Genomic DNA, 15,872 nt, shown 5'->3' on the forward strand with positions numbered 1-15,872 from the left:
AGGATCACAAGCGAGCCGGCATAGAAGCCCTGGGCCCCGGCTTTCGCCGGGGAGCAGCGACGCCTGGAACAAGCGCCACCACTCATAGCTTGCCTTCCAGACCATATTATATGATTTATACGAATCAGATCGGCAGGGCGTGACGCCCGAACCGGCCGCGCCCGTCGAGCGCCTTCACACAGGGAGAGAGATTTGATGCGGAAGCTTCTGGCAATCGGCGCGGCTGCGCTGCTCAGCCTGCCCGGCGCAGCGCTGGCCCAGGGCGCGCTCGGCGCCAACTACAACGAGCATTTCGAGGACGTCGACTATCGCGACCTCCAGAAGAGCGACACCAAATGGGTGCGCATCTTCCTGCCGATGTTCCAGCTCGACCGCGGCCCGCCCGCCGAGCATGGCGCGGTCAAGACCATCCTCGACGTCGCCAACCACGGCTACAAGACGGTTTTGACGCTGAAGTTCCCGTATAACCGCGTCGCCTTCCCCAAGGCGGACAGCGACACGTTCAAGAAGGACCTCGCAAGGCTCGAGGCGGTGCTGCCGCTCGTCATGGGCAAGGTCGACATCCTGGTGATCGGCAACGAGCCCTTCATCGAGAGCCGCCAGCAGGACTGGAACCCGAACTTCAACGCCTATTACGAGGCGCTCGCCAAGGCGGCGATTGCGTATCGTGCCGACCATTGCGGCGGCAGCGCCTGCAAGACGCACCTCTATATGGGCGCGCTCAACCAGACCCAGAACCCGGTGTGGCGCAACAAGACCACCGATCGCTGGCTGGAGTTCATCAAGCAGACCCCCGAGCTCGAGGGTCTCGACATCCACCCGCACATCACCGCGATCGAGGAGTCCAAGGCGTTCCTCGACTATATCCTGCCGCGGATGCGCCCCGAGCAGAAGTTCCTGGTGCTCGAATTCTCGCTGGTCTGGTGGTGGAAGCAGCATCTGAAGGACCCCATCCCCGCCGCCTTCGCCGCCAAATATGGCGCACCGGCCAATGCCCAGACCTGGCAGATCATCAAGGCCGCGCTGGAGACGCCCTTCTCCAAGCCGCAATGGGACGAGTTCCTGTCGCAGAGCCCGTGGTTCGAGAACCGCAAGCACTATCTGAAGAACCAGATGAAGATCTTCCGCGACACCGGCCGGCTGGCGGTGGCGACCTATGGCTTCAAGCAGGGCCAGTCGATGGTCAATAATTTCGGGCCGGATTCGGTGCCGTGGCTGCTCAACAGCGTGTTCGCCGGCCGAACCGTGAAGCCCAATGCCGATGGCAGCTCGGCGTTCAACTATGCCTGGATCGACGACTACAAGGCGCTCCAGAAATAACGCGCTCGGGCGGAGGGATATAGGCGCGTCCTTCCGCCCACCCGTGTTTCTCTTTCCTGCAACAAATCGAAATTCAGACGCGAGCCTGTGCCGCGAGAGTGCCCCCGTGATCATTTGATCCGGGGGACAAAATGCAAGGTTCTAAGCTCGCGCGCGCGGCGCTGGTCGCCGCCGTACTTACATTGGCGACGCCTGCCATGGCCCAGATGGGCCCAGGCGGCGGTGGCGGATTCCCGGGCGGCGGCGGCGGTGGCCCGGGCGGCCCGGGCGGACGTGGCGGTCCTCCCGGTGGCGGCCCCGGCGGCGGACGCCCCAAGATGATGAAGCCGGTCAAGCGCGACAAGCTCGACAAGGTCGTGACCGAGATGTTCAAGGTCGCCGACAAGAACGCCGACGGCCTGGTGACTCTCGAGGAGCTGAAAGGCGTGATCGAGGCGCGACGCGACGCCCGCATCAAGGCCCGCTTCGAGCGGATCGACACCGACCACAACGGATCGCTGAGCGCCCCTGAGTTCTTCGCCTGGCAGCACGACATGGGATCGGTCGCATCGAGCGAGCATCAGCCGGTCGCCGAGATCGGCGGCCCGATCTCCGAGAGCATCGCGCCGGACCTGGACGATGACGAGATGGCGCTGCGCCGCCTGGTCGAGCCGCTCACCACCATGGTGATCGTCAACGCCAACACCAATTACGACAATGGCATCTCGCTCGACGAGCTGCTTGCCTATGAGCGCAAGAAGTTCGACGCGGCCGATGCCGATCATGACGGCACGCTGACCATGGAAGAGCTGCGCGCCAGCGAGCCGCGCGACCGGGACGGGCCTGGCGGGCCGGGTGGCCCCGGCGGCCCGGGTGGCTTTGGCGGCCCCGCGGGTCGCCCGCCGCGCGGAGAAGACTGAGCCCGTCATGACCAGAAGCAGGATGAAGCTGCTCGCGGGCGCGGCGCTGGCCGTGCTCGCCCCGGCGGCCCATGCCCAGACCCAGCCCGCCAAGCAGGACAAGCCCGCGCCGAAACCGGCCGAGGACGAGATCGTCGTCACCGGCAAGGCGCCGCCGGGAGCGGTGATCGGCGACATTCCGCCCGAGAACCAGCTCGGCCAGGCGGACATTGCCGGCTATGGCGTGGGCACCGTCAGCGAGCTGCTCGACGCGATCGCCGAGCAGACCTCGAGCGCACAGGGGCGCGAAGACGAAGGGCCGGTGGTGCTGGTCAACGGCAAGCGAATCTCGGGCGTGAACGAAGTCGCCGACCTGCCGACCGAGTCGATCGTCCGCGTCGACATCCTGCCCGAGGAAGTCGCGCTCAAATATGGCTATGACGCGCAGCGCAAGGTGGTGAACATCATCCTGCGCCGCCGCTTCGAAGGGCGCGTCGCCAATCTCTCGGGCGGCATGGCGACCGCAGGCCAGGGCGAAAACCAGGCCGGCGACTTCGCCTATACGCGCATCCGCGACAATGACCGGGTCAACATCGCGGCGCGCGCCAAATCGACCGCGTCGCTGCTCGAAAGCGAGCGCGACCTGGTGCCGGCGACCAGCGCCACCGCGGGCGAACCCGGGCCGGCAGACGACCGGGCATATCGCACGCTCAAGCCCGCCACGCGCAGCTATGGCGTCAACGCCACGATCGCCCACCAGCTCAGCCCCAAGACCAATGTCTCGGCGAACCTGCGCGGCGACTACAGCACCAGCGACGCGCTGAACGGGCTCGCGGTGGAGACCGACGACAGCGCCGGCACCCCGGTGACGCGCTTCGCCTCGACCGATCCGCTGGCGCAGAACAGCCGCACCGCCACCCTGAGCGGCGGCGTGACGCTCAACAGCGACCTGTCCAAGCGCTGGCGGCTGTCGGCTGTGGCGAGCTACAGCCATGGCGACACCCGCCGCGACACCGATCGCAGCGACGCCGCCGGCGCGATCTCGCGCGATCGGGCGACCTCGCTTACCGACAGCGGCAGTGCCAGCCTGCTCGTCAACGGCAAGCTGCTGCGCCTGCCGGCGGGCGACGCTTCGGTGAGCCTGCGGACGGGCGCCGATTTCAGCGCGCTCAGCACCACCAGCATGATCGGCGGCGTCCAGTCTTCGGGCAGCTCCGATCGCACAAATGCCAGCGGCCAGATCAGCCTGGACCTGCCGCTGGCGAGCCGCGCCAAGGGCGTGCTGCCGTTTCTCGGCAAGCTCACCGCCAATCTGAACGCGGCGGTGACCGACGTCTCCGACTATGGCACGCTCGGCACCTTCGGCTATGGGCTGAACTGGACGCCGGTGACCGGCCTGAGCCTGATCGCCGCGGTGAACGAGGACCGGGTGGCCCCCACCCTCGCCCAGCGCGGCGACGCGGTGGTGATCACCAGCAACGTGCGCGCCTATGACTATGCCACCGGCGAGACGGTGACGATCAGCCGCACCTCGGGCGGCAATCCGCTGCTCAAGGCCGATGACCGCCACGTCTTCAAGCTGGGCCTTACCGCCAAGCCCTGGACCAAGCTCAATTTGAGCCTGACCGCCAACTACAACAACAGCCGCACCGAGAATGCGATCGTCAGCGTCTCCGATGCCTCGCCCGCGCTCGAGGAGGCGTTCCCCGACCGGTTCACGCGCGACGCGGCCGGGCAGCTGGTGAGCATCGACGCGCGCTCGGTGAACATCGCCCGCGAAGACCGCGAGCAGCTGCGCTGGGGCATCAACTTCACCCAGGTCCTCCGCGCACCCAAGCGACCGACGCCGCCTCCTGGCTTCCGGCCGCCCTGGATGCGCGACAGGCCCGAGGGCGGCCGGCCGAACGGGGAAACCCGCTCCGACCGGTCGCCGGAGGGCCAGGATGCCGAGCATCGCGACGGCCCGCCCCCGGGCGAGGACGGCGAGATCGTGGTCAATGGCCGCGAGATGCGCGATCCCTCCGGCCCGCGCCCCGACGGGTTCGACGGGCCGCCCGACGGCTTCGGCCCGCCCCCCGGCCCGCCGCCGGAGGCCTTTGGTCCGCCGCCCGGCGGGTTCCCGGGCGGCCCTGGCGGACCCGGCGGGTTCGGACCGCCGCCCGGCGGCTTCCGCGGCGGGCCCGGCGGCCCGGGCGGCGGCGGCAGCGACAATGGCGCGCGCTTCCAGTTCTCGCTCTATCACAGCGTGATCCTGCGCGACGCGATCGTGCTGCGCGACGGCATGGCACCGATCGACCTGATGGATGGCGGCACGCTGGGCGGCACCCCGCGTTCGCGCCACAGCGTGCAACTCAACACCGGCGTGATCGACAATGGCGTGGGTATCCGGCTTTCGGGCAACTGGAAGAGCGCGGCCGACGTGACCGGCAGCGCGGCGGCGGGGGACCTGCATTTCGGCGCGCTCGCCACCTTCGAGCTGCGCGTCTTCGCCAACCTGGCCAACCGCTTCCGCGGGCAGGACTGGGCGCGCGGCACCCGGGTGAGCCTGTCGATCGCCAACCTGCTCAACCAGCGGCAGAAGGTGACCGATGCGACGGGGGCGACGCCGCTTGCCTATCAGGGCGCCTATCTGGATCCGGACGGGCGCACGCTGCTGCTGTCGATCCGGCGGATCTTCTAGGCGGCGGGCGGGCCTTAGGGGTATTTCCCCGAGCAACTAGGGGTTGCGCCCGATTGTGCGGCGCGCGCGCCTGGCGGATAGTGGCTCTGCGCTGCGGGCGACCCCGCACTCAACATGCGCGCAGTGCAAAGACGGCTTGGTTGCGTGCGGTCCCACCCCCCGGACTGCCGCATGCATCCCGGCCATGGGAAGGCGGCGGGGCCAGCCGGCTCCGCCGCTATCCCATGCGGCACCCGCAGCCCGATCAAGCGGGCGTCGCCTCTCCGGCACTCCCCTCCCCGAGCCTCCGGAGGCGCGGCGGGGCCGCGCTTCGTCCGGGCCGCGAACTGATATCGGTGTCATTACCGATATGCGCCTTCGGCGAGCGCCGCCGCGCAGGAGAGGTGCGGGCACATACGCTTACTCCGGGTTTTTCATGATATGCAGCTGTCCGGAATCGGACGAGTATGTGCGCAAACAAGGGCACTGCAATGACGCATCCATTCCCGGCCGACAGGACACCGCGATGAGCAGCGCGACCCGGCGCGTGCTGATCGCGGACGATCATGACGTCGTGCGGCGCGGCGTCCGCACCCTGCTCGAGACCCGGCCCAATCTGGTGATCGTCGGCGAGGCATCGAACGGACGCGCGGCACTGGAGGAAGCCCGCGCGACCAAGCCCGACATCGCGATCATCGACTATTCGCTGCCTGAGCTGAACGGGCTCGACCTCACCGCCGCGCTCAAGCGCGACAATCCGCGCATCGAAGTGCTGGTCTATACGATGCACGACCGCGAGGACCTGGTGCTGGACGTGCTGCGCGCCGGCGCGCGCGGCTATGTGCTCAAGTCCGACACCGAGCGGCACCTGATCGCCGCCGTCGATGCGCTGTCGATCCACCGGCCCTATTTCTCGGGCGTGATCTCCGAAACGCTGCTCGAGCGCTTCCTCGAATCCTCACCCTCCACCCATGCGACGCTCACCCACCGCGAGCGCGAGGTCGTCCAGCTGATCGCCGAGGGCAAGATCAACCGCGAGATCGGCGACATCCTGAACATCAGCGTGAAGACAGTGGAGACGCACCGCGCCTCGTGCATGCACAAGCTCAAGCTGCGCACCACCGCCGAACTGGTGCGCTTCGCGGTGCGCAACAACATCGTCCAGGCCTGAGGCGACACCGCTCAGGCGGCGCCCGCCGGCTGGCGAAGCATCGGGCCGGGCAGGAAATCCAGGCCCGCTTCATGCCGCGGGATCATCGCGGCGACCGTAGTGCCGCGCCGTGCCTTGCGCGACTCCAGATGGAGGCGTCCGCCCAGATCCTCGATCCGCCGCTCCATCGCCGGCAGCCCAACGCCCGTCGCCGCCTGCCCCGCCCCGACGGGAAGGCCGACGCCGTCGTCATGGATCACGATGAAGAACGACTTGGCCCGGCTGCCCAGGCGGACCTGGACGCGCTTGGCGCCCGCATGCTTCTGGATGTTGGCGAGGGCTTCCTGGACCAGGCGGAAGATCGCCGCCTCGACCGCGGTGCCGCGCCGCCGGTCCTCGCCATAGATGCGCAGCGCGATGTCGAGCCCGGTGCGGCGGGCAAAGCCCTGGCACAGCAGGCGCACCGCCTCATGCAACCCGCGCCGGCGAATCTCGGGCGGGTGCATCACATAGGTGACGCCGCGGATTTCGCGGTGGAAATCGTCGAGCAGCGTGCTCAATTCGTCGGCCAATGCCACCACCGCCGGGTCCTGGCTCATCTCGCGCAGCCGGGCGAGGCCGAGGTTGACGCCGACGAGGTGCTGGGCGGCGGTGTCGTGCAGCGCGGCGGCGACGCGGCGACGCTCCTCCTCCTGCGCGCGGACCAGGCTGGCCTGGGCACGCATCAGATTGGAGCTCAGCTGCATCGCCCGCGCGCGCAGGTCGAAGAGCTCGGTAAGGTTGGCGCGCGCCACCGTGGCGTAGCGCCGGCCGCCGACTTCGAAGCAATCGATCGTGACCTGGTAATGCGCCTGGTCGATGCGGCTGCAATAGCTGTGGGCGAACTGGCTCTGCGCGCGCGTTTCGATCAGGCGCATGCCCTCGAGCAACGCCGCGGCCGTCTCTGCGCTCAGGTCGCCGGTCTGCTGGACATAATGTTTGAGATTGGCGCCGATCTCGAGCTGGTCGCTGCGATCGGCACGCAGCGCGCGTTCGGACCAGGCGCCATTGACGGTCAGGATGTTCCACCAATCGTCCACCACGGCCAATTGGGCGAGCACGCCGCCTGCCTGGCTCCGCGCGTTTTCGCGCAAGGCGATGATGGGTTCCGCTCCGCCCGACCATCCCGAGATGCTGGCCGCGCCCGTGGCGCCGGAAAGGCCAGCATCCTCGGGCTCTCCCGAAAGATACGACATGTTCAGCTCCGATCCACAAGTTCGGAACACGGGATTACCCTTACTCCAAATCCCTAAGGGAGCAAGGATAGCTTCCCGTATCCATAATATTATTGGACCCGAGTATTTCAATCGGTCGAAGTACCGATCGACATCGCATTTTCGTTATTACTAGTTAATATTTACTTAACCTTGGAAGCGAAACAATCTTGTCGGAACCATACTGACAATCACCGACACGAAATTCCAGGGTTTTCTTCAATGTGGAGTTGCGCGCGCCGCGCAGCATTTCAATCCCGCTGCGCGCGCATCGCCCGGGCGAGCGGCACGTCGCCCAACGCGGCCAGAATCTCGCCGAACGAGGTATCGCTCTCGTCCTGGCCCAGCTTGAAGCGGGCGCTCGAGCGGACCACGACCGCGCGGAACGCGACGACATGCGCCGCGAGCTGGGCATAGCGCGGTCCCATCCGCTCGACCTGCCAGCGATCGCCCTCCAGCGCCTGCGCCAGCGCGCGGATCGCAGCATCCTCGCCCCCCGGCTGGAACAGGATATCCACCTCGAACTGCGCCAGGCGGTAGTTCCAGGTTGGACCCCAATCGGGCTTGGAGACCATCGAGGGCGAGATATAGCCATGCGGCCCGAAAAAGCTGACCTGCGCGCGCGGCATGGCCTGGGCACGGGCGAGGTGCGGGTTGGCGCTGGCGAAATGGCCGATCAGCGCCTGGACCTCACCCGCCTCGTCGACTTCGGCGAGCAGCGGCAGCGGGGTGGTGATGAAGCCCTGATCGTCATGCGTGGTCACGAGACCCAGCACTTCCTCGCGGATCATGTCCGCGACGTCGCCAGGATGGCGCGGTGCGAAGCGGCTCATCGCGCAGCCTCCGCCGCCAGTTCGCCCGCGCGGCGGACCGCGGCGCCGACCCCGGCAAGGGCAAGCGCATCGATCCCCCCGGCATTCATCGCAGCCAGTGCTGCGGCAGTGGTGCCGCCCGGGCTGGTCACTTCGGCGCGAAGCCCCGCAAGATCGGTCCCCGGCCCGGCGAGCGCTCCGGCACCCGCCAGCGTGGCCCGGGCGAGTTCATAGGCCACCGGCGCAGGCAGGCCCTGCGCCGCGCCCGCCGCGGCAAGCGCCTCGGCAAAGCGGAAGAAATAGGCGGGGCCGCTGCCCGATATCGCGGTCACTGCGTCGAGCTGATCCTCCGCATCGAGCCACAGGAATGCGCCGGTCTCGCCAAACAACCGGCCCAGCGCCTCTGCAACGCCCGGATCGAGCGCAGCTTCTGCCACGGCTGCGGTCATGCCCTTGCCCACGGCGACGGGCGTATTGGGCATGGCGCGCACCAGCGCCGGCGCCGCCCCGAGCAGCGTCCGCAGCGTCGCCAGCGTGATTCCGGCAGCGATCGAGACGACGACATGCCCTTCGCCCAGATGGGCCCGGAGCGCAGGCGCGACATCCGGGAAGAGTTGCGGCTTCACCGCAAGCAGCACGATCGCGCGCGGCGGGATCGCATCCAGCCCGCCCAGCGCCTCGACACCCTCGGGCAACGTAGCAGCAGGATCATAGGCGAGCACGCGATGCGTGGCACGCCAGGCGCGGGCAAAGGCGCCGCCCATGCGGCCGCAGCCGATGATGAGGATGGGAGTGGTCATGTCTGCGGTCACTAGTGGAACATCGAGCCGGTGAAACGTCCAATTTCCGGGGAAAGCACGGGTACAATCCGATGCGGACCGGCCCCTACCCCCCGACGCTTCCGAGACTGCCGTGCACCGCACGCCCCTGGAAGAGCGTGAGCAGCACCTTGGTGGCATGGATCTGACGCGCGGGGATCTTGAACAGATCCTGGTCGAGCACGATCAGATCGGCGCTCTTGCCCGGCGCGATCGAACCGGTCTGCTTGTCGAGATGGTTCACATAGGCGACGTTGAGCGTGTAGGCCCGCAGTGCCTGCGCCAGCGTGACCGCTTCGTTCGCCTCCAGCGGCGGCAGATTGCCCTCCGGCGCGACCCGGGTGAGCGCGACTTCGATGCCTTCAAGCGGATTGGCCGAGGCTACCGACCAGTCGGCGCCGTACGCCAGCCGTCCGCCGGCCCGCAGCACGCTGCCGGCCGGATAGATATAGGTCGAGCGCACCGGGCCGATCTGCACCTTGGTGAGGTCCATATAGGGCTCGTTGCAGGCCCAGAGCGGCTGGAAGATCGCCGTGACATCGAGCTTGGCGAAGCGCGGCTGGTCGGCCGGATCGATCACGTTCATGTGCGAGATCATCGGCCGCGTATCGGTCTTGCCGTCCTTGGCGCGCGCAGCAGCCACCGCGTCGAGCGCCTCGCGCACCGCCGCATCGCCGATCGTGTGGAAATGCGACTGCATGCCGCGTCCGTCGAGCGAGGTGACCGCCTCCGCCAGCGTGGCAGCAGCAATCTGTGGGGCTCCCTTCACAGTGCTGCCCTCGTAAGGGGCAAGCATCGCAGCAGTCTGTTGAGGAATGACGCCGTCGATGAAGAACTTCACGCCGTTGGCAGTGAGCCCGATTTCCTTCGCGCGGGCCGAAAGCTTCAGGATGTCGGCCATCTGCTCGATGCCGCGCTCGTTGTTCCAGCGCAGGTCCATCGCGGTATGCATGGTCAGCTCGCCGCGATCGCTGACGGCCTTGTACGCTTCGATCGCCCGGCTGGTGCCGCCCTTGTCCCACTCGACCGCGGCATCGTGCCACGAAGTGATGCCCATCGAGTTGAAGAAGCGCACGGTATAACTGATTGCCCCCTGCAGATCCTGGTCGGTGGGCGGCGGGACCAGCTTGTCGACCAGTGCCATCGCCGATTCCTCGAGCCCGCCGACCGGCTCGCCGGTCTTGGGATCGCGGTCGATCGTCCCGTTCTTCGGATCCGGCGTGTCCTTGGTGATCCCGGCGAGCTCAAGCGCCTTGGAATTGACCCAGAGCGTGTGGCCGTCGGACTCGAAGATCAGCGCGCGATCCTTCGAGATGTCGTCGAGCAGCTGCTTGTTGGGGATGCCGTTGGGCGGGAACAGCGTCTGGTTGAAGCCCGAGCCGAAGATCGTGCCGGTGCCCGGCGCCTTGGCCACGCACGCGGCGATGATCCGGCGATAATCGTCGAGCGTCTTGCCGGCATGGAGCGAGCAGCGGGCATGGCTCATCCCGCCGAAGATCGGATGCGCATGCGCATCGCCGAAGGCGGGCATCAGGAAACGCCCGTGCAGGTCGACGACCCGGGTCTTGGCGCCCTTGCGCTTCGCGATTTTGGCGACGCTGCCGACGGCGAGGATACGGCCGTCCTTGATCGCCACCGCCTCGGCCCAGGGCGCGCCCTCCTCCACCGTATAGACCCTGCCATTGGTGAGGATCAGGTCCGCCGCTTCCGGCGCCGGCAAGGGCGGCGCGCTGTTGGCGGTGGCGGCGAGGAGCAACCCGGCGGTCGCAAGACGGAGAGACCGGAGACGAAGTGCGAACCGGGGGGCCATGGGCATATTATCCTGTAAAAGCATTGCAACAGGGGGCCGGAGAACGCGCCTCCGGCCCCGATAGGCAGGTCAGAAGCGGAAACGGGCGGAAGCCAGGATCGTGCGATCCTTGCCCAGGTAGCAATAGCCTTCCTGCGCCGCGAGGCTGTACCCGCAATTGGTATAGACCTTGGTGTCGAAGATGTTGCTGGCGTTCACCGACAGGTTCCAGCCCTTGTAATCGAACTCGAACATCGCATCGACCAACGTGGTCGGATCGACATAGTAGATCTGGTTGGTGTCGACCTTGTCGCCCTGGTAGCGCACGCCGATGCCGGCCTTGCCCTGCAGCGCATTGCCGATCGTGAACTTCTTGCTGGCCCAGGCCGAGGCCTGGTGCTCGGGCAGATTGCCCACGCGGTTGCCGACGATCGAAGCCACCGGGTTCTCGAGGAACTTGACCCGGGTGTAGCTATAGGCCGCGGTCAGATCGAGGCCGCCCGGCAGGTGGAACGAGCCTTCGAGCTCGATGCCCTTCGACCCGACCTTGCTGTTCTGCAGGAAGTTCTGGATGTTGGTGGGGTCCTGGATCAGGTAGTTGCTCTCCTGGATGTCGAACACCGACGCAGTGAGCAGCGCACCCTTGACCGGCGCGAACTTCACGCCCGCTTCGTACTGGCGGCCCGCGCGCGGCACGAAGGCGACGCCCGCAAAGCTGGTGCCGAACACCGCCAGGAACGATTCCGAATAGTTGAAATAGGGCGAGACACCCTTGGCCACGTCACCGATGATGCCGGCGCGGAAGGTCCAGGCGTTGTTGTCCGGCTGCTGCACGCCGTCGACGTTCGACTTCACGCTGTCATGGCGCAGGCCGAACACCAGCGAGACCGTGTCCCAGGCGCGGATCTGGTCCTGGGCATAGAAGCCGAGCTGCGAGTTCTTGGTGACCTTGTTCGGGCCCCAGGGCGCAGTGGTGAAGGGCTGGCCATAGACCGGCGCATAGACGTTGATGCTCGGCGCCAGGCCGAAGCCTTCGCTCTTGTCTTCCTTGAACCAGGTATAGTCGGCGCCGAACAGCACCTGATGCTCGAACGGGCCGGTGCTGAAGCTCAGGACCAGGTTATTGTCGGTGCTGAAGCCGTTGTACTGCGCACGATTGAAATACCAGTAGCGATAGGGCGAGGTACGCGCCGCATCGGTGTAGAAATAATCCGCATAGACTTCCTGGTAGTCGACCTTGGTGTCGAAATAGCGGTTGCGGCTGTTGAACGACACGTTGTCGCCGAAGCGCTGGGTGAACAGCGCCGTGCCCGAATAGGTATCGGTGCGCGTGTGGTTGAAGTCCGGCTCGCCGAGATAGAAATCGAACGGGATCGCCACGGTCGAGTTCGGCGCGTCGATGGTCTTCGACGTCGGCAGGTAGGTCTGGCTGCCGAGGCGATCCTTCTGGTAGAGACCGATCAGCGTGATCTCGGTGTTCGGGCCCGGCTTGAAGGTGACCGCCGGCATGATCAGCAGGCGATCATCTGCCTGCGAGGGCTGCTGGAGATGGCCATCGCGGGCGAGGCCGACCAGGCGCGCCGAAATGCCGTCGGTCAGGCCGCCGGTCACGTCGAAGCGGAATTCCTTGCGGGCATCGGTGCCGACAGTGACGCCCACTTCACCGGCGAACTCCTCCTGCGGGCGCTTGGTGATCGCGTTGAGAATGCCGCCCGGGCCGCCGCCGCCGTAGAGCGTCGAGGACGGTCCGCGCAGCACTTCGGCGCGCTCGACCGTGTAGATCTCCATGCGCCCGCCATAGATGAAGCTCGGCATGCGGTTGAGGCCGTCGAGATATTGCGAGATGTCGAAGCCGCGCGCCGACAGGAAGTCGCCGCGGGTGTCGACACCGTTGAGCTCGGGCGTGACGCCGGCGCTGTAGCGGAACACGTCCTGGAAGTTGACCGCGGCGCGGTCCTGGAATTCCTCCGCGGTGATCACGCTCACCGACTGCGGCAGCTGTGTCAGCGGGGTATCGGTCTTGGTGCCCGAAAGCGCGCTGCCGGTGACGACGATCGTCTCGTCCTGCGCCGGCGCCGGATCGGTGCTCTCCTGCGCCATCGCCGCGCCCGACCAGCCGATCACCGCGCATGCCGAAAGCAGCGCCAGCCGCGCCTGTCCGAACAATTTCCCTGAAGTCTGATGTGTCATGGCCGCCCACCCTTTTGCTATTGTTGCGCCGGCCCTGTGGTGTCGCCTCCCTTGACGACGGCCGGCTGATTTCAGCGGGGACATTGAACAGGCAGCGTCGCGAAACCGTCACGCGCTTTTCAGGGTAAGTCGGAGTGCAAGACGGGTAAGCTATTTACCCGTTTTGGGGGAACGGTTGCTCAGAAAGCGGCGGAGCGCGTCTCACCGCCGTCGATCAGCCCGCGCTCATGCGACACCCGCACCGCATCGCGGCGCTTGTTGACGCCGATCTTTCGGAACACCGCCTTCAGCCGATACTTCACTGTATCGGGCGACATGCCGATCAGGCGGGCGATCTCCTTGTTGGAGTAACCCTGGCTCAGGTGCCGCAGGATCGCGGCCTCGGCATCGTTGAGCGCATCGGGCGCCGGCGCCGGCGCGCGGAAGCTGCCCAGCGCGCGCGACAGGTTCTTGAGGAACTGCGCACGGAACCGGTCGGGCGAAGCCGAAAGCGCCTCCTCCAGCGCCGGCTGGACGAAGGCGTGGGCATTGAGGAACGGGCGGACGATCCCTTGGAACATCGCCGTGCCCACCGCCTCGTCGAAACAGGCCTGGGCCTTCCCGGCCTCACCGATCGCGCGATAGCCATGTGCCTTCAGCAGGTTGAGATCGATCAGCAGCCGACCCGCGCCGTGCTGCCGCGCCCAGCGCGCCATGGCAGCGAGCTCGTCGAGCGCGGTGTGGTGCGCGCCGGAGAGCAGCGCCAGCCGCACGCGGCACAGCGCCGCGGCAACAGCGACCGGCCGGTACGCCGGCGATTCCTCCGCCATCGCGTCGGCCAGCGCATCGAGCCCGATCGTCTCCGCGAACGCACGCGCCTCGCCCAGCGACGCGGGATCGCGCAGCAACAGCTCCAGCTCGCAAAGATCAGCAAGCAGCTCGAGCTGGCGCAGCCGCCGCCGCTGGGCGACGTTGCGCGCCCGGGCGAGCAATGCGCGCGCCGCCTCGATCGCACCTTCGTCGGTCGCGCTGTGCGCCGCGGTGAAATAGGCGACGGCATAGACGTCCACCCAGCCGTCCGACTGCTCCATATGCGGCAGCGCCCATTCGAGCAGCGCATTGGCTTCGGCCGCGCGGTCCTGCTCATAGAGCAGCCCCGCCTCGAACGCGGCGCAATTGGCGGCCAGGTCCGAGCGCGCGCCGAAATGCGCCTCGATCTCGCCGCGGGCGACGCCGAGCACCGTCACCGCGTCCTTGAGCCGCCCCTGCGCCTCACGGATGCGCGCCTCGTGGAAACGGGTGAACAGCTCGCTGTAGAGCGATCCCATCGCCTGGTAATGGCCCCGCGCTGCCAGCGTCGGCTCCATCGCGCGCTCAAGCCAGCCACCTTCATAGTATTTGGCACCCAGGGACTCGCTGACATTGGCGAGGACGAGATGGTCGTCGGCCGGCAGCGTGCGCAGCAGCGCCTCGCGCGCGAGCAAATCCTCGAGTGCGAGCGGTTCGTTCTCATACTCGGCGAGGATGTCGCCGACGACGCGGATCTCGGTCCACAGGTCGGGCGAGGTTTCCTCCTGCCCGGAACGCGCGACTTGGCGGTCATAAGCGAGGCGCGCGGCGTCCATACGGCCGCATTTCATGTCGAGATAGAGCTTGGCGAGCACCAGCGCCGGGCTGGCATCGATCTCGGCGGCGCTGAGCCGGGCGAGACCGCGCTCGACAAGACCGAGCTGCCCCTGCGGGATCAGTCGCCAGCCGCCGGCATCCTCCAGCACCCCGGCAAGCAGCGCACTGTCCTCCGCTTCGATCGCATGGCTGATCGCCTCGGCAGTCTCGCCACGCGCATCGAACCACAAAGCGAGGCGCTGGTGGAGCATGCGGAACTGGCCGATATCGCGCCGGGCGAGCCGTTCGCGCAGATATTCGGCGAAGAGCTGGTGGTAGCGCCAGGCGTCGCGCGCCGGCGAGAGCGGGGTGAGCAGCACGCCCTGCTGTTCCAGCCGTTCGAGCAGCAGCCCGCCGTCCTGGCGATCGCAGATCAGGTTGAGCGCCTCGCCGGTCACCTGGTCGAGCAGCGCAGTGCGCAAAACCACTTCCTGCACGTCCTCGGGCAGCGACATCAGCACCTGTTCGGAGAGATAGCCGGCCAGTTCGGAGCCCGAGCCCCCCGCCCCCCCGACGAAGCTGCGGCGATCCACCCCGCGCTTCAGCGAGAAGAGGGTGAGCTGCAGAGCGATCGGCCAGCCCTCGGTTCGCTCGATCAGGCTGCGGACATCGTCTTCGCCGAGCGGCAGTCCGTCGGCGCGGGCGAGCATCTCCTCCGCCTCGGGGCTGGAGAATTTCAGGTCTTCGGCCGAAAGCTCGAGGAGTTGCCCCTCGGCGGCGAGCACCGCCTGGCCGAGCCGCGGATAGTCGCGCGACGCGATGATGAAGTGGCAGTTGCGCGGCGCCAGCCGGATCAGCGACTGGAGGAAATCGAGCACCTCCGGGCTTTCGGCACAGTGGAGATCGTCGAGGATCAGCACTGCCTGGCGCGGATCGCGGGCCAGCCGGTTGATGATTGCCGAAAGTGCGGCGCGCGCCGGCATGCTCGAGGAGATCGGCTCGCCTTCCTCCTCCCCTTCGCCGCTCAGCGCATAGGCGATATATTGAGCAAGACGCTTGGCATCGGCATCGTCGCGCTCAAGCGTGAGCCAGGCCACCAGCCGGTCGCCCCCTTCGAAGCGGCGGCGCCACTGTGCGAGCAGGCTGGTCTTGCCATAGCCGGCAGGCGCGTGGATGAGCGTGAGCCGCTGCCCCAGCGCGCTGTCGAGCCGATCGAGCAGTGCATCGCGCCGTATCTGGTTGCCCATCCACAGCGGCGGCGCGACCTTGGTCGGGATCAGTTCGTCGATCGCTGCTGCTCCACTCATGAGTCGCGAGGCTAATGGCTAGACCGCACACGGTACAAGAGCAGGGCGGAAACGGGAGTAACTTACCCGTCCGAATGCCCCGTTTACCCGTTCGTCGGGGTGCCGCACCCGT

The 15,872-nt window shown here is 67.2% G+C and carries 10 protein-coding genes; 4 read left to right on the top strand and 6 right to left on the bottom strand.

Annotated elements, in window-relative coordinates:
* Nucleotides 1-195: 195 nt before the first annotated feature.
* From P6144_RS10860 to P6144_RS10875, 4 genes are all read left to right on the top strand, one after another.
* Nucleotides 196-1,320: a hypothetical protein gene (locus tag P6144_RS10860; protein ID WP_277767775.1), complete on the top strand. Its 1,125-nt coding sequence runs from the start codon at nt 196-198 to the stop codon at nt 1,318-1,320.
* Nucleotides 1,321-1,451: 131 nt separating this feature from the next.
* Nucleotides 1,452-2,219: an EF-hand domain-containing protein gene (locus P6144_RS10865; RefSeq protein WP_277767776.1), complete on the top strand. Its 768-nt coding sequence runs from the start codon at nt 1,452-1,454 to the stop codon at nt 2,217-2,219.
* 7 nt (nt 2,220-2,226) lie between these two features.
* Nucleotides 2,227-4,878, top strand: a complete 2,652-nt coding sequence (locus tag P6144_RS10870) for a TonB-dependent receptor (protein ID WP_277767777.1) — start codon at nt 2,227-2,229, stop codon at nt 4,876-4,878.
* Between the two features lie 505 nt (nt 4,879-5,383).
* A complete protein-coding gene (locus P6144_RS10875) occupies nt 5,384-6,028 on the top strand; it encodes a response regulator transcription factor (RefSeq protein ID WP_277767778.1) in 645 nt (214 codons plus the stop codon).
* 11 nt (nt 6,029-6,039) lie between these two features.
* Here the strand turns inward: P6144_RS10875 and P6144_RS10880 are convergent, their stop codons facing one another.
* The 6 genes from P6144_RS10880 to P6144_RS10905 form a co-directional block, all read right to left on the bottom strand.
* Entirely contained in the window at nt 6,040-7,242 is a 1,203-nt protein-coding gene (locus P6144_RS10880; RefSeq protein WP_277767779.1) for an ATP-binding protein, read from the bottom strand.
* A gap of 269 nt (nt 7,243-7,511) precedes the next feature.
* Entirely contained in the window at nt 7,512-8,093 is a 582-nt protein-coding gene (locus P6144_RS10885) for an FMN-binding negative transcriptional regulator (RefSeq protein WP_277767780.1), read from the bottom strand.
* Nucleotides 8,090-8,872: a pyrroline-5-carboxylate reductase gene (gene proC / locus P6144_RS10890; RefSeq protein WP_277767781.1), complete on the bottom strand. Its 783-nt coding sequence runs from the start codon at nt 8,870-8,872 to the stop codon at nt 8,090-8,092. Before proC ends, P6144_RS10885 begins: the two co-directional genes overlap by 4 nt.
* Before the next feature lie 85 nt (nt 8,873-8,957).
* Nucleotides 8,958-10,646, bottom strand: coding sequence for an amidohydrolase (locus tag P6144_RS10895; RefSeq protein WP_277767782.1), 1,689 nt, complete (start codon nt 10,644-10,646; stop codon nt 8,958-8,960).
* 123 nt (nt 10,647-10,769) lie between these two features.
* On the bottom strand, nt 10,770-12,869 hold the full coding sequence (locus P6144_RS10900) for a TonB-dependent siderophore receptor (protein ID WP_277767783.1): 2,100 nt from the start codon (nt 12,867-12,869) through the stop codon (nt 10,770-10,772).
* A gap of 179 nt (nt 12,870-13,048) precedes the next feature.
* A complete protein-coding gene (locus P6144_RS10905; protein ID WP_277767784.1) occupies nt 13,049-15,760 on the bottom strand; it encodes a LuxR C-terminal-related transcriptional regulator in 2,712 nt (903 codons plus the stop codon).
* Between the last annotated feature and the right edge of the window lie 112 nt (nt 15,761-15,872).

This window comes from Sphingomonas sp. HITSZ_GF (assembly GCF_029543155.1).
Taxonomy (GTDB): Bacteria; Pseudomonadota; Alphaproteobacteria; order Sphingomonadales; family Sphingomonadaceae; genus Sphingomonas.